Below are 20558 nucleotides of genomic sequence, written 5' to 3'. Positions count from 1 at the left end.
CAATCATATTATAAAAAAATTTTAAAAATTAAATTAGTTCTTTAATAGCCTTGGCTGGTCTTAGAGAAGGATCTATATTTCTTAGCATTTGAAAATCATTAAAATCAAACCCTGGGCCAACACAACAACTTGTGAGTGTAAATTCTCCTGTACTGCTAGCAGCCTGCCAATATCCAGAGGGGATCATTTCAATAGGATTATTTAAATCTAATCTAATATTTCTTAATTCTTTATTATCATCGAGAAAATATAAATTAAGGGGTGCCCCTTGAAGATAAATCCATATCTCATCGGAAGAATTTACTCGATGCCATTTACTTCTCTCACTTTTACAAAGTAGATAGTAAATGCTAGTAATATTATTTCTTTTTTGACCATCATTTCTGGTTACATGATTTTTACTTCGTATGATTTCTCTAAACCATCCTCCCTCAGGGTGAGGAGATAATTTAAATTTATTTATGATTTCAGAACTACTTTTATCTAAATGCACTTTGAGAGTTTTTTAAGATTACTTCAATATTTTATAGTCAAAAAGAAATGCTTAAAAATTTCCAAGAAAAAAAAAAAGATTAATTAGAAATCATTAAATAATATGTAAAACTATCACTTGCAATAGTTTTTCCGATATTTGCTCCAAAATATAGAGCTGAAAAGTAAAGAAGTAATCTATTCATTTTTTGGAAGCTTTAACTAATTTCTTATAAAGTTTCTCTGAGATAGGCCGCATAGAAGGAAGGATTTTTTAATAAATTAATTATTTTGAAATATATTTATTGTCACGAGATATACCGATAAAAAGTCATAACCATATGCCTTTCAAATAACTTATATAAGTTTATCTAATAAAAAAAGGCCTTAAATAGGCCTTAAGCGATTGACTTTCAATAATTTAATTTATGCGCACAAAACTGATAGATCCACAAAATTCTTACTTTCATCTGCAAGTTCAGTCATTATCCTATTAAGCCACTCAGAAGTGCTCTCACAATAACCGACATTAACAACTGTTTTTGAAGTTGTTTTTTCTTGGTTTTTCATAAAAAATTTCTGATTTATTTTTTAAAATACCTAGAAATACAATCTTTGAGAATAAGTCTTAATTACTATCACTACAAAATAGTTGCATTTAATACAAATTACATATTTAAAAATATAAAAAAAGAATAATTTCATTGACATTAACAATCAATCAAGTTTATTTAGATAAAAATTATCTGTTTTAATTGTGAATAACATCAAAATCGAAGAGTTAATGAAAGTAAGATTTGATGGAATTGCAAATAGACTAGGTCATTTAACAAAAGGAGAAAGCGAATCTTTATTGCTAGAACATCTTGAGTGGTTAGAAGGTGGGTGGGAAACAGAAGAAATTTTATTTTTAAAAAATAAAAATAAAAAATGGTGGTTTTAATAAGATTTTCAAATAAAAGATTTTAATAATTTATTCTTTTCTTAAATTTTTTTAAAATCAATTATTTCAGAGTGATTGGTAATGTCCAAGAGGTCCTGGGCCTGATCCGATTTGATAAGAGTTCTTCAAGGATCTTTCAATAAAAATTTTTGATTTTTGAATTGACTCGATAAGATCAAATCCTAATGCTTGATAGCCACAAATTGCAGCACTTAAAGTACATCCACTACAATGCGTATTTTGAGTATTAATAAATTTATTTATGAACCACTTTTTCCCTCCATTGACATCAAGATAAAAGTCCCTCCCTTTCATATCCTTCAATCCACCACCTTTGATTAAAACTGCTTTAGCACCGAGTTTAATAATACTTTTTGCAGATTGCTCTATATCTACCTGATTTTTAATATCCAAATTTGACAGAAGATTTGCTTCAAAAATATTTGGAGTTACTAAATCAGCAATTGGTAAAAGTAACTTTTTATAAGCATTAATTGCAGAATCCTCAAGTAATTTAGAACCAGTTCTACTTACCATTACTGGGTCAATAATCTTTGGAATAGAAAAAGATTTCAGTTTTAGGGCTGTTGCATTAATAATACTATCGTTTAGCAACATTCCAGTTTTTAAAGATTTGATATCAAAATCTGAAAATAAGGTATCAATCTGGCTTGTCAAAGTATCCTTCTTTAGAGGTTCTACACATTTTACCTGTACACTATTTTGAGCAGTAACACATGTGATCACAGAACATCCATGGACTTTAAGCGCCATAAAAGTTCTTAAATCAGCTTGAATCCCTGCACCTCCTCCTGAATCACTACCACCTATTGAAAGAGCAATATTAGAATACATAATTTTTTAAATTAAAAACTTTCTTAGATTTATTAGAAATTTGAATAGGCATTAAAAAAATCTAATTCCAGTTCCATGGCTTTTTTATATAAATTCTGAGCCTGATTAATGTCATATGGTTCTTGGTAATTATCAATTATTTTTTCAAGAGATTTTGCTAAATTATCAAAACTTTCATCGGAGTAAGTAAGAATCCATTCTTTATAAGGATTATTTATAATCATATCCGATAAATTTTTTCCTATCCAAGAATATAAACGCATGCAAGGAGTCATTGCAAACATTATTTCAACTGAACTTAGTTTTGAGGAAACATCATAAAGGAAATCCGTGTAGTTCTTTGTAGCAGGTCTTATATAGTTAGTAGACAAATCAATCTCCCATTCTTTTGCATACGTCTCATGAAGAATTAATTCCTCTGATACCCCAACTAAAAGTTGACTTAAAACCTTTATTGAATTTTTAACTTTAGATTTAGAAACTGCTAAACCATATGCTCTAGAAAAACTTTCTAAGAAGTAATAATCTTGAGCTACATATTCTTGAAATATATTTTTTGGTAAGTTTCCAGTTTTGAGACCTTGAACAAATTTTGATTTTAAGCTTAATAAGGCAAGCTCATAATTACTTTCCCATAAAGTATTTGATAAAAGCATTTATTTTATTTTTGCTTAGATAAATAATTAGTTTATTTATTTTAAATAAAAAAAGATTTAATCAAAAGTCATAGGTAATAAAAAGTTTTTTTATAATAAAATAAATTAAATTTTAGCAATAATGTCTGATAGATTTGAATGGGACGATACTAATAGTTCAGGAATTTGGTGGAGTACTAATGTAAGCATTAGAGATGAATGTATTCTGCTTAAAGAGGATACAGAATGTGATGACTCTGATATCGTTGAGCTACTAAGAAGTATTGCTAAAAATATTGAAGATAATGGCCTATAACGCTATATAAATATATTTTTAATAAAATTTGCCTAAAAACTTTCTAATCTTTCAACTGAATCTAATAATTTTAATGTGATGCCTTTTTCGCTCATTGAATGACCAGCATCATCTACGATTATTAACTCTGAATTTATTAATTTTCTACTAAGGTCCCAAGCACTCCTTACAGGACAAACTACGTCATATCTACCCTGAATTATTTTAGTTGGTATGGATTCTATAATCTTTGCATTTTTCAAAATAAAATTTTCTTCTAGGAAGATCTTATTTATAAAATAATGACACTCTATTCTTGCAAAAGCATCTGAAAAGGAATTAATTTTACTTTTACCAACATCAATATCTCTTTTTATAAGATGGCTTGTGGAAAGTTCCCAATTTGTCCAGGCAGCAGCAGCTTTTGATCTAAGTTCAATATCTGGGGAGGTTAGATATTTGTAAAAAGAAACTATCAAGTCAACCCTTTCATCCTTAGGAATTACTGCAATATATTTTTCAAACTCTTCAGGAAATATCTCACTTGCGCCATATTGATAAAACCATAAGAGTTCAAATTTTCTACATAAAAATATTCCTCTTAAGGTCATACTTAAGACTCTTGATGGATTTTTAATTGCATAAATTAAAGCTAGAGTAGAACCCCATGAACCCCCAAACAAATGCCAATAATCTATTTTCAAATTTACTCTTAATTTTTCAATATCATTTACTAAGTCGCCTGTTGTATTTTCTCTTAATTCTGAAAAAGGTCTTGAATAACCGCAGCCTCTTTGATCAAATTGAACAATATCAAATTTTTCAGGATTAAAATATCGCCTATATCTTGGCTGACTTCCTCCTCCAGGGCCACCATGAATTACTAATATCTTTTTACCTTTTGGATTTCCAGATCTTTCCCAATAAATAGAATGAATCTTACTTACTTGTAAAAAACCCTTTTCTCTTGGTTCGATGGATGGGAATAAATTTTCTTTCATTTTACAAATATAATTTATTTCAAATTGAAAATTAATATTAACTAATAATAAACATTTAAAATTATATAAATCAGTAAAAAAAGAGGCCTGAAATAACAGTCCTCTTTTAAATTTTTTATTTCCCACTTTCAGGATTTATAATACATATATAAAGTTTATTTACACATAAGCTTTAAATACGTGGGTTAGGGGATTCTTGTCGCTAAGTTTAGTCCCTTTTGTCGCTGGTAATTATAGAGCGAAGTCTTATCAGACTAATTGATTGAACTTTACTTTTCGAGAAATCCCATTGTCAGGAATACGCTTCCTATATTTGTAAATTTGCTAAATTTCAGGCGGACTATCAATCATTTAGATTGCCTCCTAACTCAACATTTATAAATTAATACTTTTTAGATTTTTAGTAAATCGGTAAATATGCCGATTTACTTTTTTATGGATACATACGAGAATTAAAATGCTTAATTTTTTATAAAATATTTAGAAAGTTTTAAGATACTTTTAATAATAAAAATTTTATGAAAAATGAGATTGATAAAAGTTTTAAGTTTCTTCAGTTTCATAAAGTAAAATACTCTCAATTATCATTCGATCACTATCTGTTAATTCATAATTTTCTATTTTCCATTCTGTAAACTTTATACAATCATCAAGAGATGGATTTTCTTTTCTACATTTTCGCCATTCTCTAATCCAATCTGATAGGGCATAAGTAATTTTTGTTGTAAGCATTTTTTACCAATCTGGATAAATTAAATCTTCTCCAATTTGCTCCTCATAAAATTCTCCTTTTTTTTAAACCTCTTTCGTATTGATCAATAATTTCCTTATAGGAGTTTATAGAGGGTATTAAATCTCCAACATAGCTTTGTTCCATTAATTTCTTGTAAATATTCTCTTATTAATCACTATATATAGAAATCACAGAAATTATGAATAACAAATTATTTCCCCATCGCTCTTCTTAATTTTGCAGCTTCATCTAAACCTTCCATTATTGTAAAGGTAGAATTCTCAGTTGCTTTTCTTCTCAACTTTGAAAGTTCTCTATATTCTTCAGATTCAAAAGCTTCAACTGCTACCCTCATGGAAGGAAATTCACAAATAACAGCTAAATTAGAATCCTCAGTTCGTTCCTTTCCTAATGGTTCTATATCTTTTGCAAATACTTCCCCACCAACTTCTTTTAGCCATGGAGCAACTTTATTTACATACTCATCAAATAATTCCTGATTAATTATTTTTGCTGTTGATATCCAATAGCCTTTTGCTCCTTTTTTATCCATAAAATTAAAATAATCTTTAAACTAAATTTAAATGTAATTTACAATTTAGTATCATTATTTATGAAAATTTTCATTAATGTAATTTGTTTTTTTAAATAATTGAATATAAAACCAAATAAGCTTAACTTTAGAAAGAGCACTAGTTACTAATTATCTATATCTAACATGGATTTCATCAATAAGAACAAGATCCTTACAGTTATGGCTGTAATAGCAATTTTATCCTTTCTTTTAGAAAAAACTGGGATTATTCACCCTTGAAAATTATTTAAATTAGAAATTTCTAGATAACAAAATTGAACTTAATGAAATAAATAAACCACAAGAATTGCAGCAACAATGAGTATTGGAGATAATGCTGTAAACATTAAAGTCTTGAAATTAAGTTCCATTTACATTTAAATAAATATACAAACTCAATAAAGAATACTTTTAAGTATTGGCAATAAGTAGAATTTACATTGTTTAGATATGCAAAAAAAATGAATAAAAAAAGATACCATGAAGAATATGAAGAAGGTTCCAATTTACTTTGGCCTAGCGAAGAAGAAGATAAAATTACCAGAAAATTTTATAGAGATTTATCTCATCTAACGCAAAAAATATCGGAGGTAATAGAGTTAGCAAAAAGTTAAATTTTATAAAACAAATTATTCATAAAGTACTAGTTCGGAAAAGTTAAAATAATATAAATAACTAATTAAAAATTCTCCTATTATATCTTTTTTTTTGCCTTATCTCTTTTGCTGATAATATTTGCTCTTTTCTTCTTATCTTATGATCGCTTATGGGATTTTTATCGTTGTAACAATAGAGAATTTCACTTATAAACTCTTGTCTATTTCCCGCCATTTCTAGCATTGGGAACATTATTGCTAAATCCGATGCCACAGAAAAGTATTCTCGATTCTTATTAAGAAAATCTTGAGGATTAATAGATAACCATAAATCATGTCTAAATGTTTTTAAATGGGAAGCGTACCAAAAGTATTTTCTAAATAAATTAAATTCCCTAATGAATCTAGGATATTTTTTCCCTTGAACACCTTTGGATGATACATGAGAACCATAAGTAATTAAGCAATTTGTTTTAAAATACTTTTCCTCAATAACATTAAGTACATCACTGCTATATAAATAATCATCTCCATCAATTATCACATCTATAGTTTTTGAAGGTTCTTTTACCTTTGTATGAAGTAAGTTGAATATATTGTTTAATGCACCAATTCTTCTATTATTCCTAAAAAGTTTGAAATTTTTATTCTGTTCGCATATAGAGTATGCAATCTCATAAGAAGAATCACTAGAACAATCATCAACCACTTGTACTTGAAATTTTTTATATGATTGTTTTACTATTGAATTAAGGCATCTTTCTATATATTTCTCTGAATTAAAGACAGGAACAACAATATTAAATAGAAGGGTTGTTCTTTTTTGATCTATTATTTTTTTCAATTACTGATATTATATTCTTTAATTACTTTATATTAGATTTAGTAATTAAAAATCTCAAATAATATTTTCTTTTTAAGAAGTTAAATTCATTATTCTTCTCGAAAAATGCTTTTTTCACGAATAGTAGGTGGACTGGGCAACCAACTGTTCCAGATAGCTGCTTGCTTGAAATATAGAAATCGAAGAGAAAAAGTAATTATTTCTTTCTTAGGAGATATTCATGTTCCTAAAAGAATTAATTGTTTAGATTATATTTTTGTAAGACCTAATTGGCTATGTTTTGATAATTCACATAATTTAAATTTAACAACGCAAATTATTGCTAAAACATCCGCCTCCATAAGATTGGGGAGCTATATACCATTTATAAGTATTAATGATAGAAATTTCAGTTTAAGAAATAATCGTTCTTCTATAAAAAAAATATTATTTTTAGATGGATATTTCAACCAAAACTGGACATACAATAGTTTAAAAGATGCATTTATGCCGTTAAAGTTAAAGCCAATAGAACTTAATAAAGAATGTCTTCAAGTTTGCAAAAACGATGTAGTCATTCATTTAAGGGGTGGTGACTTCCTCAAAATACCAAACTTGAATATTTGTAATTTTGAGTACTATAAAAAATCAATAAGTTACGCCATATCAAAGGGATATTATTCTTTCAAATTAATTTCTGAAGATCAAATATATGGAAAAGCAATTTTAAAAGAAATCAAAAAATGTTTTGTTGGTTTAAAAATACAACTGTTAGATTCTTATTCCATTAAAAATGATTTTAATCTCATCAGATCTTCAAAATTAGCAATCCTAAGTAACAGTACTTTTTCATGGTGGGCGTCTTTTCTATCAACTTCAAAAAAAGAATTTATAGTTCCAAAAAATTTCTCAATAAAAGAAAAACGAATAATTCTTCCAAATGAAACTATAGTAAATTAAATCATTACAAATAAACTGAAAACTAGTTTTATTTTATTCTTTTTTATTGATTTATAAAATTATCATTCTTAAGATGTCCTATATCTTCAAAACAATAAAAATAATAATTAAAAATTTCTTAATTTTTAGACCAAGAATAATATTAACAATTTTATTTATACCTCTTCTTTATCTATTGGGTTGGATTCTGGCAAAGCCATTAATTTTTATTGGGATAGGGAAAGAAAATATATCTTTAATTGGCACCATCTTTACATTCTCATTATTTGTTATTTCAATACCTAAATGGTTTGAAATTCGCTGGGGATGTAATAATCCATGGGTAAAATTAGGTATAAACAAAATTGATAAGAAAGAAAATAGATTTTTTTATTTTATAAAGGGTTTATTGTATTCAATTATTTTGTTATCACTAATCTTAATTCCAATTGTTAGAAATCAATGGGGTAATTGGTTAGGGACAGTATCTCCTAATATATTTTTAAATTCTCTACTTTTAATAATTGGAATAGGTTTTGTAGAAGAGCTCATTTTTAGAGGTTGGCTTTTAGAAGAATTAAAAAATCAAGTTGGTTTTAAAAAAGGCCTAATTTTTCAAGCATTAGTTTTTAGTTTTGTACATATTGGATTTGATATGCCTTTTTGGCAAATGATTAGCATTCTTTTCGGACTATTTCTACTTGGTATTGTGTTATCAATTATAAGAATAAAGGATGAGAATTCTTTATGGGGTTGCGCTGGCCTTCATGGAGGGCTCGTAGGTATATGGTTTCTAATGAATAATGGTTTAATAGAAATATCAAAAGATGCTCCAATTTGGTTAGTAGGCCCAGGGAATATAAATACGAATCCTCTAGGCGGATTTTATGGAATAACATTATTAATAATGATGTTTTTTTATAATTTATTTAAGTACAAAAACAAGATTATTAATTTGAATAATGACAAATAATTCAAATTAAAAGCTAAATTTTATATCAATTTCGCAAGAGTAAGTAAGGCTTCAAGACCCTCTAATCTTTTTTGAGCTTGAATTATCATCCTTTTGGAATCTGGAACGCAATCAGCCTGCAATGATAATGCATAAGAATATTCTTCATTAGTGATAGCTATGCATTTTTCAATTTTTGATTTTGAATCTGAATCAATCATATTAAGACTATCTATTAATTTTTTACCCGCAATTTGCAAAAGGAGTTGATTAAAAGCCTGTTCTGATAAATTATTATACAAATTTGTTTTTTTTTAATGCTAAGCATTGTCCAAACAAATTGCTATTGAAAATTAATAAATTAACTTATATATCCCATTAAAAAAATTCTTTAATTTTATAAAGATATTAATATTTCCTTTAAATAGATATAAATACTGATGGCTTTTTATAAAAAAGTTGTCAAATTTATATAAAGTTTAAATTTAAAATTATGAACTTAGAGGCAGGATTTCAATTCATTATTTTTTTGTTTTTGTTTGGATCTACTAATTATTTGATGATGTTAAATAGATATGAAAAAGACCTTAAGAAAAGACAAATTATACAAAAGAATAGAATTACAGAGTTATATCCTAAAGGAACTTTTATAAGCGTATAAATTTATAAATAAAATATATTCATAATTTAGTTTTTTAAAATTTAGTGACTTATATTGGAAAACATTTTAAAGTTAAAAAAATTCGTTTTTGAGAAATAAATTTATTTTTCTAAATTTGAAATTATTTTAAAAGGAAAATTTATTTACCATTTAGGATTGGTTTTTTCCCATCCTTCATTTATTAATTTTTTCCAAAATAATCTTGCATCTTGGATCTTCATTTCTTTTCTTGTTTTCATTAAAGGTGGATTTTCTCCATGAATACCCATGACGAGGCCCTCTTCAATAAACATAAATTCGATCAAATCCTCTTTATTTTCGTTTTTTTTATAAAAACGAATTACTCCAACTGAGTTAGAATCAATTAACCAAAAATCATATTCTTTTTTCATTTATTTGGAATTTAATTAAAAGAAGTCAAATCAAAGATATCCATAAAATAATCCAATTTAGACATTGAAAGTTAGAAAATATTTTCATCAAAATTAATTTAAATAATTAATATTTTATTTGTCGATTCTTTTTTAGTTCTCCCCGTTTTTTTTTGGAGTCAAGCCTTCTATTTTGAGAAGCTTTAGATGGTTTTGTAGCTTTTCTAATTTTGGATGAATTTTTTAAGGAATTTCTAATTACTGAGCTAATTCTTTTTATAGCTATTTGTCTATTAAGTAATTGATTCCTTTCTTCCTGGACGGCTAGACATATACAGTTATTGACTAATTTGGTTTTCAATTTTTTCGTTAAAACTTTCTTTTGATAATCATTTAAGACTTTTGATTCTTCGATATTAAAAATAATTTCTACTCTAGTATTAGTTTTATTTACTTTTTGACCTCCCGGGCCAGATGATCTAGAAAAACGCCATTTTAATTCTTTTGAAGGAATTACTAATCTGGAAGTAATAATTAAATCCATTTTTATTTCTAAAACATCCTCAGCTCATATCCGAATATACTTGTACATTACATTACCAATAAAAAATAGATCGGTAAATACTGGCCGGTTTAGTTAGGTAAACCGAAATTCGGTGTATTTGCCGTATAATTTCTTTCGGTTTGTATCCTTACAAGATTCAAATATTTGTAAGATATTTGATTTGTACTTAATTCAAAGGTCACTATGTATTCAATGTTTGATCTTCTTTTTGAAACTCCTTCATATCGTCCAGTATATGTTATTTCTGATACCGAGATGAAAGAACTCAAGAAAAACCATCATCAAGAAGAACTTGATGAAATCACAACCCAAAGAAAAAGACTTGAAGATGCTTTTAAATCACAATTAAAACATCTTGAAGAAAGGGAAAAAGAAGTAAAGAATGAGCTTAAATTACTTTCCGGAACTAAAGGAAAAGCATAGTTTTTTTTTCAAAAAAATTATTACTAAAAAGACGGTTACTTTTAACCGTCTTTTTTCATAATTAATTTATAAATTTTTTTAACCACGAATTCATAAAATCTTTTCCATAATAAAGTTATGAAAGATAAGCAAGAAAAAATTAGAATGTTTTTGCCTTTTAGTTGGGTAATTTGTGCAGTCATATCTTTTGCTTACATAAATTCTCATTTAATTAACACTTAGTTAAATGGATAAATTATCAAAAGAACAAGTATTAGCTTCTTCAAGCGGATGGGTCGCATCCCTACTAAATTTCTTACCAGGAGTTGGAACTGGTTATCTATATCAGAGAAGATGGTTACCATATTTCATTACTACTGGAGTAGTAACTGCATGGTTTGTTATAGGAATAATTTTGCAAGGTGATAAAGAACCAAGTCAAACAGAACAATTAATAGGGATATCAGGCTTATTTCTTATATCAACAATAACAGTAGTAGAAGCTAACTTGGCTTTTAAAAAAGCTGTAAAAATAACTTCTATTAAAAAAGAAGAAGAAAAGACTCCGATTAAAAAAGGATGGTTTAGGTAGATTCTACTAACTGTAGAAGAATAAAATTTCTTTTTCTTTGAGGCCTTCCCAACCAGAATCAATTAATAATTGATCTAAAGTTTCTTTATCAAAATGCTTAGAGCCTGTTTTAACACATCTATTTCTCATTGACTTTTTGACTCCGCTTCTTTCTCTTTTGTTTTCTTCGCTCATAATCCTGTTGTAAAGCTCAAGCATTTTTGAGGGGATTGGAGTACCATCTAGGTCAATACCATTTTCAATTGCTTCATCAACTGCTTGCATCCCTATTTTTTTCATAAAGTTTGATTTATTAATAGAAAACATCCTATAAGAAAAGATATTAATTTCTAAGGGTTTGAATAATTAATTTACTGATTTTGAATTTCCTTTAACACTCTTATTGCCTCTTTTATATGTTCTGGGCCATTCAACAAATCTCTAAAGATATGTTTAACAAACCCATTTCTATCAATAACATAGGTAACTCTTCCATCTAATAAGCCGAGTACTTTTGGTACTTTGAAAGCCTTTCTTAGTGAATCATTTTTATCACATAGCAAAGGATATTGTAATTTATTTTTGTTGGCAAATGCCAAGTGGCTTGAAGAACTACCATTACTTACCCCCCAAACTTGAGCACCAAGGACTTTAAAAAGGTCATACTTGTCTCTAAATCCGCAAACCTCTATAGTGCATCCCGGGGTGTCGTCCTTTGGATAGAAAAACAAAACTAAAGGAGTTTTTAATCCATTATTTGACCTTTTAGTGCCATTCTGATCTAGTAAAGAAAATTGTGGTACTTTATCTCCTATCTGCAAAATAGTTTATATAAAACTCTATCTTAGAAGCAATAATTATTTTTCTGTGACCAAAAACAACAAAGTTTTGGATAAATTTTTCAAACATTGTTCTAAAAGATACTAAAAGATTCCTCTAATTTACTAATGTTGTTTAATATATCTATTCTTATGGAATTTGCCATATATAGTTTTTTATTTCTCATTCTTTTTTTGGGAATACTTTTTAATTTAAAAATTACTAACAATAAGAGAGTAAATGAAATAAAAGAAAAATTAAAAAATTATAATTGGAATAAAAAAATTTAAGATCTCTAAAAATAATTTTTAGAATTTTATATTTTCATTTGGGGTAAATACAGAACAGTAATTACTTACAATATTTTTTAAGTCAATTTCGGAAGAATTCACAGATTTTAATTTTAGTTTTTCTATAGCTTGTTTAGCGTCAATCTCTCCAAGACGGTATCTAGCACAAGTATCCAATACTTTAAACATTTTTGTAGTAACTCCCTTTGATGGAGGTATAAAGGCAAATAAGAAAAAAACTGATAATAAGATTTTCATTATAAAAAAAAAGTTAATTACATTTTTGTAATTTAGTTTGATTTATGCAAAGCTAATTTTTAAAAGAATAAGAAAGCCAAAAATAATTTGGATTTAATGTGATTACTTATTTAAAAAATTTGTACTTACTGATAACCAAAATTTATTAATTTATCATTTCCATCCTATACAGTTTTGATATAAAGTTAGTCTTATCTAAAAAATAGATTTTGAAATTAATAAAAAGAATAATTAAAGGACACAAAATACTCATTAAGTGGTACCAAGAAAAATTAAAATTAAGTGATTACCAACTACTTTGGTTAGTTTTTTTTAAGGGAGTAATAATTACAATTATTTTTTATAAACTTCTTTGAAGAGTAACAAAGCGAGTTTATAAAATGATATTTTCAAATCATTAGATTATATTAATAATAGATTTTAATAATGAATTAGATAGACTTTTATCATGAATATCTTTGGGGTAGGTTTACCAGAAGTAACAGTAATTTTAATTCTAGCTCTATTAATTTTTGGTCCCAAGAAATTACCAGAATTAGGAAAACAACTTGGCAAAACATTAAAAAGCTTAAAAAAAGCATCGAATGAATTTCAAAACGAGATAGATCAAGTAATTAATGAGCCAGAGAGCGAAAATTTACCAAAATCTCCTCAGAAAAAATTTACCAATGATCTCGATCAAGTTACTAAAGAATCAGAGGAAAAGGATTTATCAGAATCAGATAATAATGAAAAATGAGATAATTAAAAGGCCAATTACCCCTGTAGAAGAATTTGAAATAGCATTGAATAAAGCAGAACTTTCAGATGAAGATTATGAATTAATTGACTACATCAGATACACCAGTGTATTTACACAACCAAGTCTTGTTAAAGATTTAAAAAGGCCATCCAAACCGCCCCTTCTTACAAATCTTTGCCAAATATGCAGGAAAATTGGATCTGAGATGCCTGAGCACTTTAAAAAAGTAATTGATTGGTCAATCCGAATGAGTGAACATAATACAAGATGGGATGGCCATCTAATTTGTGCAGAGGCATTAAATGTAGATAATATTCCAATAAGTCCTTCCCATGGAACATCTTTATTTGATGTTCTTGTAGTACACAAAGAATTATTTCTGGGATTTGACTAGCTTAAAATATTAATCATCTAGAGGAATTGAATCGGTATCAATTACGTCTTTGGATTCTTCATATTTGCTTCTTTTAGTATCAATCCAGTTATTAATAGATGCCACGACTGGAAGGGAACCCCTATAAATAAAAATTGAAGTTGGTAAAGCACTGAATAATCCAACTAAAGGATTTTTGAAAAGTAATCTTCCTGCTTTGATATTAAATAAAATTATAAGAATTGAAGGAACTAAAACTTTAATTACTGTTTTCAAAGCCTCAACCCAACCGACACGATATATCCACCATATCAAGACCATCCCAACTACATATAAAAATAAGTAAGTCATACATTTAATATAGTGTTTATTTAGTTTTATTGGTCTTTGCAAAAAAGAATTTAATTTTTTTCTAAGGCTTTAATATAAAATTATGCATAAAAGTTAAAATGAGTTTCTCTGAAATTAGAAAATTTTTAAAACAAATGCAGTCAGAGGATAATTTAAGAAAAGAGGTTACTTCTTCTGCAACTGCAGATGATGTAGCACTTATTGCTCAAAGACTTGGATATAGTTTCTCCGGTGATGACCTTTTAAGATTTAATGGCCAAAAAGTGGATAAAGTTACCGTCAGAAAAGTTGATCACCCTGGTGAATATCACTAAAAGATCAAGACTTAATCCAAATTGCGAGTCCTCCTCCTCTTCCTCTAGCACACATCCAATTTTTTTCTTTACTGATAGCTATTAGAGAGAAAAAAGGCATTTGCTTTTCTTCTGGTTTTTTTAAATGTTTATTAACTAAGGTAAAATTTCCAATATTTATTATTAAGTTCTCGAAGAAAAAGGGCAATAGAGGCCTCGTACCTTTTAATGATGCTTGCCCACAGAAAATAATCGATAATATCCCAAAGCGAACTGAATTTTTTATCTGGTAATCAACTATATTATTTTGAGAATTAGTTTTCTTTAATTCTAATTTTGCTGATAATACTTGAAGAATGGGACTAGAAATATTATCTATTTCTTTTGAGCCTTTCTTCCATACGGAATTAAATTTCCAAGTTCCTATTAAATCTTCATATCCAATACCACTTCCATCTTTTTTAGAAATACTCTCTAAATTTTTTATTTCTGTGTATTGTGGTAATTTTTTTGCTTCAAGAGTCATTTTAAATATTATTTTTTATTCATCATAAAAAGGTTTTAAAAAAAAATAAAATAAAATTCCTTCTTTATTTCAAAATATTTCTAAGAAAGTAGAGCACAGACACACATTCGTAACAAATTTCAACTATTATCTTTACATAAGTTAATTTGAAAAATGGATTTCATTTCTAAAAGACCAGGCCATATTCCACTTAAGGCTGTTCCTTATATATTTTTCCTTGCTGTTGTTCTTAGTATCACAACAACAACAATCACTTTTGTTTAAGCTTTAAGATTTATTCTTAGGGTTTAATTTTTGATGAATAAATACGACGTAATAATCATAGGTAGTGGAATTGGGGGTTTATGTTGCGGTTCTTTATTAGCCCTAGCAGGTAAAAAAGTTCTAATAGCTGAAGCTCATTCTCAACCAGGAGGTGTAGCGCATAGCTTTAATATGAGAGGTTATAAGTTTGAATCTGGTCCTTCATTATGGAGTGGTATCGGAAAATGGCCTACGACCAATCCTTTAGGGCAAATACTTAGATTACTTGACGAAAAGGTTGAACTTATTAAATATCAAGGATGGCATGTCAATGTTCCTGAAGGCGAATTCAATTTGGAAGTAGGACAAGAACCATTTAAAGAAAGAATAAGATTATTAAGAGGTGAAAAGTCTGTTAAAGAGTGGGATTCATTCGTATCAGGAATAAGACCTCTTAGTCAAATAGTAAGCGAAATCCCGCTCCTCTCTAGTTCACCTGAAACAATTAATTTTTTAGAGATTATAAAATTAGCATCTAAATTCTTGCCTAATATAAAATCATTACCAAAGCTAAACGGGGGTTTTGGTGATATTGTCGACAGTCACCTAAATGATCCTTTTCTTAGAAACTGGGTTGATTTGCTTAGTTTTTTAATAAGTGGGATGCCAATGCATGATACAAATTCTGCTGCGATGGCTACATTATTTGATGAATGGTTTAAACCTGCATCGTATTTAGAATATCCAAAGGGAGGAAGTGAAAGTATAGTAAAGGCGCTAGTTGATTCTTTCAAAAAAAATGGCGGTGAACTAATTCTTTCTTCTAAAGTAGAAGCTGTAAATTTTAGTAAAAATATTGCCTCAGGTGTAACTTTAGAAAATGGTTCCAATTTTATTTCGAACTTTGTCGTAATGAATACTGATGCTTGGACTTCCAGAAAATTAATTCCACAAGAATTCCAAAAAAAATGGAGCCCAAAGGCTAAAGATATTAATAAATGCGGTTCTTTTCTTCATATTCATTTAGGTTTTGATGCCTCTGGTCTACAAAATTTACCAATTCATGCAATACACGTTGATAACTGGGAGAGAGGAATTACTGCAGAAAGAAATGTAGCAGTTTTCTCAATTCCTTCTGTATTAGATAAGAGTATGGCACCAAAAGGTAAACACGTCCTGCATGGGTATACTCCTGCCAATGAACCATGGGAAATTTGGAAGAATTTAAAATCTAATGAGTTAGCATACAAAGAACTTAAAGAGGAAAGATGTTCAATATTTCTCAAATCTTTGAGAAAAATAATACCTGATATAGATAATAGAATTGAGATCAAATTGCTTGGCACTCCTTTAACGCATAAAAAGTATACCAATACTTATTGTGGTAGTTACGGCCCAGCATTATCGGCTGCTCAAGGACTATTCCCTGGATGTAAAACATCTGTTAGAAATTTGCTTACTTGTGGAGCAAGTACTTTTCCCGGAATTGGTATACCTGCCGTCTCAGCAAGTGGAGCATATGCGGCTGAAAAAATCATGGGGAAGAAGGAATATAAAAAGCTTCTTAAAACTATAGATCTTTAAAGCATTCGACAAAGTCGAAAAAATATCTTTAGTTAAGAAATAAGAAGAAAAAAAAGTAATTTTTTTTACGGATGATATTCTTTATTTGAATATAACTTTTACTTATAGTTTTTATATGTTTTTCTTATCTATTCCCCAGGCTTGGCACCTAGCTGGTACTTGGTCAGAGCAGCTACCAAACGATTCAAATCTAATTGGGATGAGTCAAACAGAGTTGATGATGACTTTGCATTCTATCTTTGTACCACTTTTACTAGTAATTTCATATTTTCTATTTCTAAAAATCTCTAAAAACGAATCAAAAAAAGTTAAAGGCTAATTTCTTTTAGAAGAAGCTTTTATTTTGCAGAACTTCTTCTAAAAACTTTTCTTCCAGTAGAAGTATCAACGGAAGTGGAATTACTCTCTTCTTTAGTATTGGAATTACCATCAGCATTTTCAAAATCGCTTTTATCCATTTCGGCACAAACCCCTACCACCATTGCTGCTTGCAGTTGATCTGGTAAATCCCCAATAGTTAATAAAGCTTTTAAAACTAGCTGAAGGCGAGTTTCCCTATCTATTTCTGGCCTTAGCTTTTTAACCGTATTCCAAAGTTCTTGAGTAACTTCTTTTAAAAGTTCGCGATCTACAGACAAATTTAAAACCTTTTTGTATTTCTATTAATCTAACAAAGAATAGGGATTCTTAAAATATTTTTCGTAAAACTGAATATTAGTTGAAATTTTTTATTACTAGAAGGCAAGTTGTATTTGTTTTGGAAGCTTATTATTTTCTTGTATGTTTTTAGTAGATTTTACATTTTTAAAGTTACTAAAAAACTTTTTTTTAATTTTTATTGGAGTACTAGAGAATCTACAATTAGCTCTTGAAAGTGAGTTCCACTCTTTTGGATTAAATGTAGCGTAGGGGGAAGAAGATAAAATTTTCATTTCTAATAATACATCTGTACTAATAATAGTACAAAAATACCGTTGCGCAACTAATTAATTCTGTAAGTCTTTATTTTGATAAAATAATATTAAAATTGTTTATCTTTATTAATTATCTCATAAGATTTTTATATATTTCTTAGTATCATCAAAGACAAATTAATCCTTAATTTAAGCAATTCATAACCAATACCCTTAAAAACCCTTTTAGATAGAGAAATTTCTTGAAATTAATATTGACAAGTTATTTTGCCATAAAGCTCCTATAAAAAGTTAAGTTATTTATTATCTAATGCTTTTAAGTACTCAAAAAAGATTAAAAATCCAGGAAATAGTTAGAAGAATATCCTTTGATAAAGAAGTTTCGTTAAAAGAAAGAATATACGTTGAAAAATATGCAAAACACAGCTCGACAATATCTCTTTGGTTAAAAAAAGCAAATAGCATCAGAAGACATGGAAGACAAAGCGAAGATAGTATTAATGGACTAGTTCAATCGCTAGGAATTGATGGATTAGAAAGAGAGAATCACTTCAATCCAAATAAAGATGATATTTCTGACTGGTTTGGAGGTTCACCTGACTGGATTAAAAGGAGCTAGAAAATCATTTAATCTCTAACTTATCCATGCATTAGAGAATAAATAAACACTAACAACTGATATGATTCCCCAGAAAATCCAAGGGAGTAACTTTATTGGGAACAAGTATTTGTTAGTAAATGTATTCATAAAATAATCTAATATTCAAATAGATTATTTGTAATTTTGAATTTTGAAAATAGGTTTAAATGCTCTAATCACTCAAAATGAATGATATGAATATTAAACAAGTAAATAATGTACTAAATATATAGGAAAACTAACGTAGTTTATTTCAAGCTCATAAATTAAGCAGCTATCTTTTCATTATTAACTTCAAAATCAATTTTCTTGATATTTTGTTCATTTGAATTATCCCAATATTTAATTAGTCTTTCTAACTCATTAATTCTTTTTTTAGCATTAGCAATCCTTTCAGTTGAAGTCATTTAAAAAATTTAGCTATTTAAAATATGCATTAAAAAAAATTTTTTTCAATACTTAATTTTGATTTGCTTAAACTTTAAAAATATTAATTATTAGTTAAAAGTTTAAACACCTAGTATTTAAGTAATTATACTTATTAATAGAGATCGAGGTTTTTATGAAAAATTTGAATTCATTTATTCTAAACAATACGGTTAAGATCCTTGATTTTGTTTATTCAGATAGGCATTTGCAGAGATTTTGGGTATTAGAAGTTATTGCAAGGTCTCCTTATTTTGCTTTTCTTTCTGTTCTTCATTTCAAAGAATCACTTGGATTAAAAAATGACATCACAATGTTTTTGATGAAAGAACATTTTTACCAAGCCATTAATGAGACGGAGCATCTAAAAGAAATGGAGAAAAGAGGAGGAGATAAGTTTTGGATTGACAGGTTTTTAGCAAGGCACCTTGTACTTGTCTATTACTGGATCATGGTTTTTTATTATTTTTGTTCTCCAAGAAATGCTTATGACGTAAATATCAAAATTGAAGAGCATGCATTTAATACCTATACAAAGTACCTAAAAGATCACCCTGAAGATCAAAAGATAAAAGAAATTGCGCAAGACGAACTAAATCACGTTGAAGAACTTAATGAAGCCTTAGCGATGATAACTCAATCCTAAATTAAGAATGAAAAATCAAGAAAAAATACTGCAAACATTATCGAGGAAGAAATCAAGCTAATTCCGATAATCAATGAGACATAGCCTTTTCGCCTAGGCAATTTATAAAAGAGCACTCCAATTACAATTGCGATTATTACGGCAAAAAATATTACGATTTTTTCAGTTAAAGAATTTAGGTGGAGTATTAAATTTGTACTTCCAAAGAGTTTTAGATAATCAGATAAAAATATTTCGCCTTCAATTTTTTTAAAATATAAGAATGCACTTATCAGAGCAGAACTTAATAAAGAAAAGACTGCGAGAGCGCTAACTGGCTTAGTAAGTCTATTTATTGTTCTATTGAAACTTACTAGCAGACTTAATATGAGTAAAGCCATACCCATTGGTATCAAGGGGATCAAGATAGAAATGTTTATGGAATTTTCCACGAAAGAATTTTAAATTTATTTTAATTTTATAATATTCAAAGAACTAATTTAACCACTTAAGATTTACATAAATATTTTTATGTATATAGTACCTATTGATTTCTGTGTCAGTTGATACGAAAATTGAAATACTAACGATAAAGCCATGCTTACAATTTCTGAAATTCTTCTTGCAAGTGCAATTTTTCTTGGAATAGTATATTGGGAGGTTCAATTTCTATACTCCAAAACTACTGCTGTTAAATGATTTCTCAGCAAATAAAAGGCAAAACATCAGATTAAAATAAATTTAAATAAAATTTAAGAATTCAAACAAAAAAAAAAGCTTTAAATATGAGAGAATAAACACAATTATTTTTAATGGGCAAATGAGCGAAGTAAAAACTCAAAAAACCGATTCTACTCAGCAACAACAACAACAACAACAGCAGCAGCAATCATATCAAGACAGTAATATTTATTCTGGGGAAACAGAACAACTTTATTTAAAAATGAAAGAAGGGTGGCTTTAATCTCCTCCACTATTGAAATAAATTTCTAACGAAAGCTAATATACCTTGGTTGATCAAATAAAATAATTTTTAGAAACAACCGCTACTTTTTTTTTAATATAAGCGATTAAATTCTATAAAGAA

Annotated in this window: 35 protein-coding genes; 15 read left to right on the top strand and 20 right to left on the bottom strand. The window is 28.0% G+C overall.

Annotation, left to right across the window (positions count from 1 at the left end; genetic code table 11):
• Positions 1-28 precede the first annotated feature (28 nt).
• Entirely contained in the window at positions 29-493 is a 465-nt protein-coding gene (locus TX50_RS01910; protein ID WP_011131997.1) for a cupin domain-containing protein, read from the bottom strand.
• A 404-nt stretch (positions 494-897) separates the two neighbouring features.
• Positions 898-1041 (bottom strand): hypothetical protein, encoded by a 144-nt coding sequence (locus tag TX50_RS09560; RefSeq protein WP_173027945.1) that lies wholly within the window; start codon positions 1039-1041, stop codon positions 898-900.
• Between the two features lie 187 nt (positions 1042-1228).
• Here TX50_RS09560 and TX50_RS09400 point away from each other — a divergent pair, with 187 nt between their 5' ends.
• The gene (locus tag TX50_RS09400) at positions 1229-1414 is read left to right on the top strand and encodes a hypothetical protein (RefSeq protein ID WP_152556154.1); all 186 of its coding nucleotides are present in this window, start codon (positions 1229-1231) and stop codon (positions 1412-1414) included.
• Between the two features lie 66 nt (positions 1415-1480).
• Here the strand turns inward: TX50_RS09400 and thiD are convergent, their stop codons facing one another.
• Together thiD and TX50_RS01900 are read right to left on the bottom strand one after the other, a co-directional pair.
• Entirely contained in the window at positions 1481-2269 is a 789-nt protein-coding gene (gene thiD, locus TX50_RS01905) for a bifunctional hydroxymethylpyrimidine kinase/phosphomethylpyrimidine kinase (protein ID WP_011131995.1), read from the bottom strand.
• A gap of 32 nt (positions 2270-2301) precedes the next feature.
• Positions 2302-2925 (bottom strand): TenA family protein, encoded by a 624-nt coding sequence (locus TX50_RS01900; RefSeq protein ID WP_011131994.1) that lies wholly within the window; start codon positions 2923-2925, stop codon positions 2302-2304.
• 121 nt (positions 2926-3046) lie between these two features.
• On the opposite strand from TX50_RS01900, the gene TX50_RS09555 reads away from it, so the two are divergent.
• Positions 3047-3220 (top strand): hypothetical protein, encoded by a 174-nt coding sequence (locus tag TX50_RS09555; protein ID WP_173027943.1) that lies wholly within the window; start codon positions 3047-3049, stop codon positions 3218-3220.
• A gap of 32 nt (positions 3221-3252) precedes the next feature.
• Here TX50_RS09555 and pip read toward each other — a convergent pair whose 3' ends face one another.
• The 3 genes from pip to TX50_RS01885 form a co-directional block, all read right to left on the bottom strand.
• Positions 3253-4200 carry a prolyl aminopeptidase gene (pip, locus tag TX50_RS01895; RefSeq protein ID WP_011131993.1) on the bottom strand — a complete coding sequence of 316 codons (948 nt, stop codon included), beginning with the start codon at positions 4198-4200 and terminating at the stop codon, positions 3253-3255.
• A 543-nt stretch (positions 4201-4743) separates the two neighbouring features.
• A complete protein-coding gene (locus tag TX50_RS01890; protein WP_036930930.1) occupies positions 4744-4932 on the bottom strand; it encodes a hypothetical protein in 189 nt (62 codons plus the stop codon).
• Positions 4933-5144: 212 nt separating this feature from the next.
• Positions 5145-5486 carry a DUF1330 domain-containing protein gene (locus tag TX50_RS01885; RefSeq protein ID WP_011131992.1) on the bottom strand — a complete coding sequence of 114 codons (342 nt, stop codon included), beginning with the start codon at positions 5484-5486 and terminating at the stop codon, positions 5145-5147.
• Between the two features lie 482 nt (positions 5487-5968).
• Between TX50_RS01885 and TX50_RS01880 the strand changes: the two genes are divergently transcribed.
• Positions 5969-6121: a hypothetical protein gene (locus tag TX50_RS01880; protein ID WP_225866762.1), complete on the top strand. Its 153-nt coding sequence runs from the start codon at positions 5969-5971 to the stop codon at positions 6119-6121.
• A gap of 61 nt (positions 6122-6182) precedes the next feature.
• Here the strand turns inward: TX50_RS01880 and TX50_RS01875 are convergent, their stop codons facing one another.
• Positions 6183-6947: a glycosyltransferase family 2 protein gene (locus TX50_RS01875; RefSeq protein ID WP_036930932.1), complete on the bottom strand. Its 765-nt coding sequence runs from the start codon at positions 6945-6947 to the stop codon at positions 6183-6185.
• A 105-nt stretch (positions 6948-7052) separates the two neighbouring features.
• On the opposite strand from TX50_RS01875, the gene TX50_RS01870 reads away from it, so the two are divergent.
• Both TX50_RS01870 and TX50_RS01865 read left to right on the top strand, forming a co-directional pair.
• Positions 7053-7886 carry an alpha-1,2-fucosyltransferase gene (locus tag TX50_RS01870; protein ID WP_011131990.1) on the top strand — a complete coding sequence of 278 codons (834 nt, stop codon included), beginning with the start codon at positions 7053-7055 and terminating at the stop codon, positions 7884-7886.
• 73 nt (positions 7887-7959) lie between these two features.
• Positions 7960-8838 (top strand): CPBP family intramembrane glutamic endopeptidase, encoded by an 879-nt coding sequence (locus tag TX50_RS01865; protein WP_011131989.1) that lies wholly within the window; start codon positions 7960-7962, stop codon positions 8836-8838.
• Positions 8839-8858: 20 nt separating this feature from the next.
• Here the strand turns inward: TX50_RS01865 and TX50_RS01860 are convergent, their stop codons facing one another.
• From TX50_RS01860 to arfB, 3 genes are all read right to left on the bottom strand, one after another.
• On the bottom strand, positions 8859-9119 hold the full coding sequence (locus TX50_RS01860) for a hypothetical protein (RefSeq protein WP_011131988.1): 261 nt from the start codon (positions 9117-9119) through the stop codon (positions 8859-8861).
• A gap of 502 nt (positions 9120-9621) precedes the next feature.
• Complete coding sequence (locus TX50_RS01855) at positions 9622-9870, bottom strand: DUF1651 domain-containing protein (protein ID WP_011131987.1); 249 nt, start codon at positions 9868-9870, stop codon at positions 9622-9624.
• A 106-nt stretch (positions 9871-9976) separates the two neighbouring features.
• Positions 9977-10393 (bottom strand): alternative ribosome rescue aminoacyl-tRNA hydrolase ArfB, encoded by a 417-nt coding sequence (gene arfB, locus TX50_RS01850; protein WP_011131986.1) that lies wholly within the window; start codon positions 10391-10393, stop codon positions 9977-9979.
• 204 nt (positions 10394-10597) lie between these two features.
• Between arfB and TX50_RS01845 the strand changes: the two genes are divergently transcribed.
• Together TX50_RS01845 and TX50_RS01840 are read left to right on the top strand one after the other, a co-directional pair.
• Entirely contained in the window at positions 10598-10837 is a 240-nt protein-coding gene (locus TX50_RS01845; protein ID WP_011131985.1) for a hypothetical protein, read from the top strand.
• A 226-nt stretch (positions 10838-11063) separates the two neighbouring features.
• Positions 11064-11408, top strand: a complete 345-nt coding sequence (locus TX50_RS01840) for a hypothetical protein (RefSeq protein ID WP_011131984.1) — start codon at positions 11064-11066, stop codon at positions 11406-11408.
• Positions 11409-11414: 6 nt separating this feature from the next.
• On the opposite strand, the gene TX50_RS01835 is transcribed toward TX50_RS01840, so the two are convergent.
• From TX50_RS01835 to TX50_RS01825, 3 genes are all read right to left on the bottom strand, one after another.
• The gene (locus TX50_RS01835; RefSeq protein WP_036930987.1) at positions 11415-11687 is read right to left on the bottom strand and encodes a small RNA NsiR4-regulated ssr1528 family protein; all 273 of its coding nucleotides are present in this window, start codon (positions 11685-11687) and stop codon (positions 11415-11417) included.
• A gap of 71 nt (positions 11688-11758) precedes the next feature.
• A complete protein-coding gene (locus tag TX50_RS01830) occupies positions 11759-12208 on the bottom strand; it encodes a peroxiredoxin (protein ID WP_011131982.1) in 450 nt (149 codons plus the stop codon).
• A 306-nt stretch (positions 12209-12514) separates the two neighbouring features.
• The gene (locus TX50_RS01825) at positions 12515-12754 is read right to left on the bottom strand and encodes a hypothetical protein (protein WP_011131981.1); all 240 of its coding nucleotides are present in this window, start codon (positions 12752-12754) and stop codon (positions 12515-12517) included.
• Between the two features lie 448 nt (positions 12755-13202).
• Here TX50_RS01825 and TX50_RS01820 point away from each other — a divergent pair, with 448 nt between their 5' ends.
• The gene (locus TX50_RS01820; RefSeq protein ID WP_011131980.1) at positions 13203-13493 is read left to right on the top strand and encodes a TatA/E family twin arginine-targeting protein translocase; all 291 of its coding nucleotides are present in this window, start codon (positions 13203-13205) and stop codon (positions 13491-13493) included.
• Positions 13483-13890 (top strand): hypothetical protein, encoded by a 408-nt coding sequence (locus tag TX50_RS01815; protein ID WP_173027942.1) that lies wholly within the window; start codon positions 13483-13485, stop codon positions 13888-13890. The genes TX50_RS01820 and TX50_RS01815 overlap by 11 nt, the downstream gene beginning before the upstream one ends.
• A gap of 9 nt (positions 13891-13899) precedes the next feature.
• Here the strand turns inward: TX50_RS01815 and TX50_RS01810 are convergent, their stop codons facing one another.
• Entirely contained in the window at positions 13900-14220 is a 321-nt protein-coding gene (locus TX50_RS01810) for a hypothetical protein (protein WP_036930935.1), read from the bottom strand.
• 98 nt (positions 14221-14318) lie between these two features.
• Here TX50_RS01810 and TX50_RS01805 point away from each other — a divergent pair, with 98 nt between their 5' ends.
• Positions 14319-14534, top strand: a complete 216-nt coding sequence (locus tag TX50_RS01805) for a Nif11-like leader peptide family natural product precursor (RefSeq protein WP_011131978.1) — start codon at positions 14319-14321, stop codon at positions 14532-14534.
• 4 nt (positions 14535-14538) lie between these two features.
• Here TX50_RS01805 and TX50_RS01800 read toward each other — a convergent pair whose 3' ends face one another.
• On the bottom strand, positions 14539-15039 hold the full coding sequence (locus tag TX50_RS01800) for a hypothetical protein (protein WP_011131977.1): 501 nt from the start codon (positions 15037-15039) through the stop codon (positions 14539-14541).
• Between the two features lie 297 nt (positions 15040-15336).
• Between TX50_RS01800 and TX50_RS01795 the strand changes: the two genes are divergently transcribed.
• Complete coding sequence (locus tag TX50_RS01795; protein ID WP_036930937.1) at positions 15337-16866, top strand: phytoene desaturase family protein; 1530 nt, start codon at positions 15337-15339, stop codon at positions 16864-16866.
• 115 nt (positions 16867-16981) lie between these two features.
• Positions 16982-17185, top strand: a complete 204-nt coding sequence (locus TX50_RS01790) for a hypothetical protein (RefSeq protein WP_036930938.1) — start codon at positions 16982-16984, stop codon at positions 17183-17185.
• A 19-nt stretch (positions 17186-17204) separates the two neighbouring features.
• Here the strand turns inward: TX50_RS01790 and TX50_RS01785 are convergent, their stop codons facing one another.
• Both TX50_RS01785 and TX50_RS01780 read right to left on the bottom strand, forming a co-directional pair.
• Complete coding sequence (locus TX50_RS01785; RefSeq protein WP_011131975.1) at positions 17205-17504, bottom strand: TIGR03894 family protein; 300 nt, start codon at positions 17502-17504, stop codon at positions 17205-17207.
• A 96-nt stretch (positions 17505-17600) separates the two neighbouring features.
• Positions 17601-17798, bottom strand: coding sequence for a hypothetical protein (locus TX50_RS01780; protein ID WP_036930939.1), 198 nt, complete (start codon positions 17796-17798; stop codon positions 17601-17603).
• A gap of 292 nt (positions 17799-18090) precedes the next feature.
• Between TX50_RS01780 and TX50_RS01775 the strand changes: the two genes are divergently transcribed.
• Entirely contained in the window at positions 18091-18399 is a 309-nt protein-coding gene (locus tag TX50_RS01775) for a hypothetical protein (protein WP_011131974.1), read from the top strand.
• A 287-nt stretch (positions 18400-18686) separates the two neighbouring features.
• On the opposite strand, the gene TX50_RS09550 is transcribed toward TX50_RS01775, so the two are convergent.
• Positions 18687-18827 carry a hypothetical protein gene (locus TX50_RS09550; protein WP_173027941.1) on the bottom strand — a complete coding sequence of 47 codons (141 nt, stop codon included), beginning with the start codon at positions 18825-18827 and terminating at the stop codon, positions 18687-18689.
• A gap of 155 nt (positions 18828-18982) precedes the next feature.
• Between TX50_RS09550 and TX50_RS01770 the strand changes: the two genes are divergently transcribed.
• Positions 18983-19492 carry an alternative oxidase gene (locus TX50_RS01770; protein ID WP_011131973.1) on the top strand — a complete coding sequence of 170 codons (510 nt, stop codon included), beginning with the start codon at positions 18983-18985 and terminating at the stop codon, positions 19490-19492.
• On the opposite strand, the gene TX50_RS01765 is transcribed toward TX50_RS01770, so the two are convergent.
• On the bottom strand, positions 19489-19923 hold the full coding sequence (locus TX50_RS01765) for a hypothetical protein (protein ID WP_011131972.1): 435 nt from the start codon (positions 19921-19923) through the stop codon (positions 19489-19491). The two genes, TX50_RS01770 and TX50_RS01765, sit on opposite strands and share 4 nt — an antisense overlap.
• A gap of 368 nt (positions 19924-20291) precedes the next feature.
• Here TX50_RS01765 and TX50_RS09545 point away from each other — a divergent pair, with 368 nt between their 5' ends.
• Positions 20292-20435, top strand: coding sequence for a hypothetical protein (locus TX50_RS09545; protein ID WP_173027940.1), 144 nt, complete (start codon positions 20292-20294; stop codon positions 20433-20435).
• Positions 20436-20558: the final 123 nt, after the last annotated feature.

The organism is Prochlorococcus marinus subsp. pastoris str. CCMP1986, assembly GCF_000011465.1.
In the GTDB taxonomy this organism is placed as follows: domain Bacteria; phylum Cyanobacteriota; class Cyanobacteriia; order PCC-6307; family Cyanobiaceae; genus Prochlorococcus_A; species Prochlorococcus_A pastoris.
This window is presented reverse-complemented; position numbering and strand designations above follow the sequence as displayed.

Bases quoted from the DNA above. Each gene is read 5' to 3' on its own strand.
- TX50_RS01900 (WP_011131994.1), bottom strand. From the start codon at position 2,925: ATGCTTTTATCAAATACTTTATGGGAAAGTAATTATGAGCTTGCCTTA.
- pip (WP_011131993.1), bottom strand. From the start codon at position 4,200: ATGAAAGAAAATTTATTCCCATCCATCGAACCAAGAGAAAAGGGTTTT.
- TX50_RS01890 (WP_036930930.1), bottom strand. From the start codon at position 4,932: ATGCTTACAACAAAAATTACTTATGCCCTATCAGATTGGATTAGAGAA.
- TX50_RS01805 (WP_011131978.1), top strand. From the start codon at position 14,319: ATGAGTTTCTCTGAAATTAGAAAATTTTTAAAACAAATGCAGTCAGAG.
- TX50_RS01865 (WP_011131989.1), top strand. From the start codon at position 7,960: ATGTCCTATATCTTCAAAACAATAAAAATAATAATTAAAAATTTCTTA.
- TX50_RS09555 (WP_173027943.1), top strand. From the start codon at position 3,047: ATGTCTGATAGATTTGAATGGGACGATACTAATAGTTCAGGAATTTGG.
- TX50_RS01870 (WP_011131990.1), top strand. From the start codon at position 7,053: ATGCTTTTTTCACGAATAGTAGGTGGACTGGGCAACCAACTGTTCCAG.
- TX50_RS01770 (WP_011131973.1), top strand. From the start codon at position 18,983: ATGAAAAATTTGAATTCATTTATTCTAAACAATACGGTTAAGATCCTT.
- TX50_RS01825 (WP_011131981.1), bottom strand. From the start codon at position 12,754: ATGAAAATCTTATTATCAGTTTTTTTCTTATTTGCCTTTATACCTCCA.
- TX50_RS01835 (WP_036930987.1), bottom strand. From the start codon at position 11,687: ATGAAAAAAATAGGGATGCAAGCAGTTGATGAAGCAATTGAAAATGGT.
- TX50_RS01880 (WP_225866762.1), top strand. From the start codon at position 5,969: ATGAATAAAAAAAGATACCATGAAGAATATGAAGAAGGTTCCAATTTA.
- TX50_RS09550 (WP_173027941.1), bottom strand. From the start codon at position 18,827: ATGACTTCAACTGAAAGGATTGCTAATGCTAAAAAAAGAATTAATGAG.
- TX50_RS01820 (WP_011131980.1), top strand. From the start codon at position 13,203: ATGAATATCTTTGGGGTAGGTTTACCAGAAGTAACAGTAATTTTAATT.
- TX50_RS01840 (WP_011131984.1), top strand. From the start codon at position 11,064: ATGGATAAATTATCAAAAGAACAAGTATTAGCTTCTTCAAGCGGATGG.
- TX50_RS01795 (WP_036930937.1), top strand. From the start codon at position 15,337: ATGAATAAATACGACGTAATAATCATAGGTAGTGGAATTGGGGGTTTA.
- TX50_RS09545 (WP_173027940.1), top strand. From the start codon at position 20,292: ATGAGCGAAGTAAAAACTCAAAAAACCGATTCTACTCAGCAACAACAA.
- TX50_RS01800 (WP_011131977.1), bottom strand. From the start codon at position 15,039: ATGACTCTTGAAGCAAAAAAATTACCACAATACACAGAAATAAAAAAT.
- TX50_RS01885 (WP_011131992.1), bottom strand. From the start codon at position 5,486: ATGGATAAAAAAGGAGCAAAAGGCTATTGGATATCAACAGCAAAAATA.
- thiD (WP_011131995.1), bottom strand. From the start codon at position 2,269: ATGTATTCTAATATTGCTCTTTCAATAGGTGGTAGTGATTCAGGAGGA.
- arfB (WP_011131986.1), bottom strand. From the start codon at position 10,393: ATGGATTTAATTATTACTTCCAGATTAGTAATTCCTTCAAAAGAATTA.
- TX50_RS09560 (WP_173027945.1), bottom strand. From the start codon at position 1,041: ATGAAAAACCAAGAAAAAACAACTTCAAAAACAGTTGTTAATGTCGGT.
- TX50_RS01815 (WP_173027942.1), top strand. From the start codon at position 13,483: ATGAAAAATGAGATAATTAAAAGGCCAATTACCCCTGTAGAAGAATTT.
- TX50_RS01845 (WP_011131985.1), top strand. From the start codon at position 10,598: ATGTATTCAATGTTTGATCTTCTTTTTGAAACTCCTTCATATCGTCCA.
- TX50_RS01775 (WP_011131974.1), top strand. From the start codon at position 18,091: ATGCTTTTAAGTACTCAAAAAAGATTAAAAATCCAGGAAATAGTTAGA.
- TX50_RS01855 (WP_011131987.1), bottom strand. From the start codon at position 9,870: ATGAAAAAAGAATATGATTTTTGGTTAATTGATTCTAACTCAGTTGGA.
- TX50_RS01810 (WP_036930935.1), bottom strand. From the start codon at position 14,220: ATGACTTACTTATTTTTATATGTAGTTGGGATGGTCTTGATATGGTGG.
- TX50_RS01790 (WP_036930938.1), top strand. From the start codon at position 16,982: ATGTTTTTCTTATCTATTCCCCAGGCTTGGCACCTAGCTGGTACTTGG.
- TX50_RS01780 (WP_036930939.1), bottom strand. From the start codon at position 17,798: ATGAAAATTTTATCTTCTTCCCCCTACGCTACATTTAATCCAAAAGAG.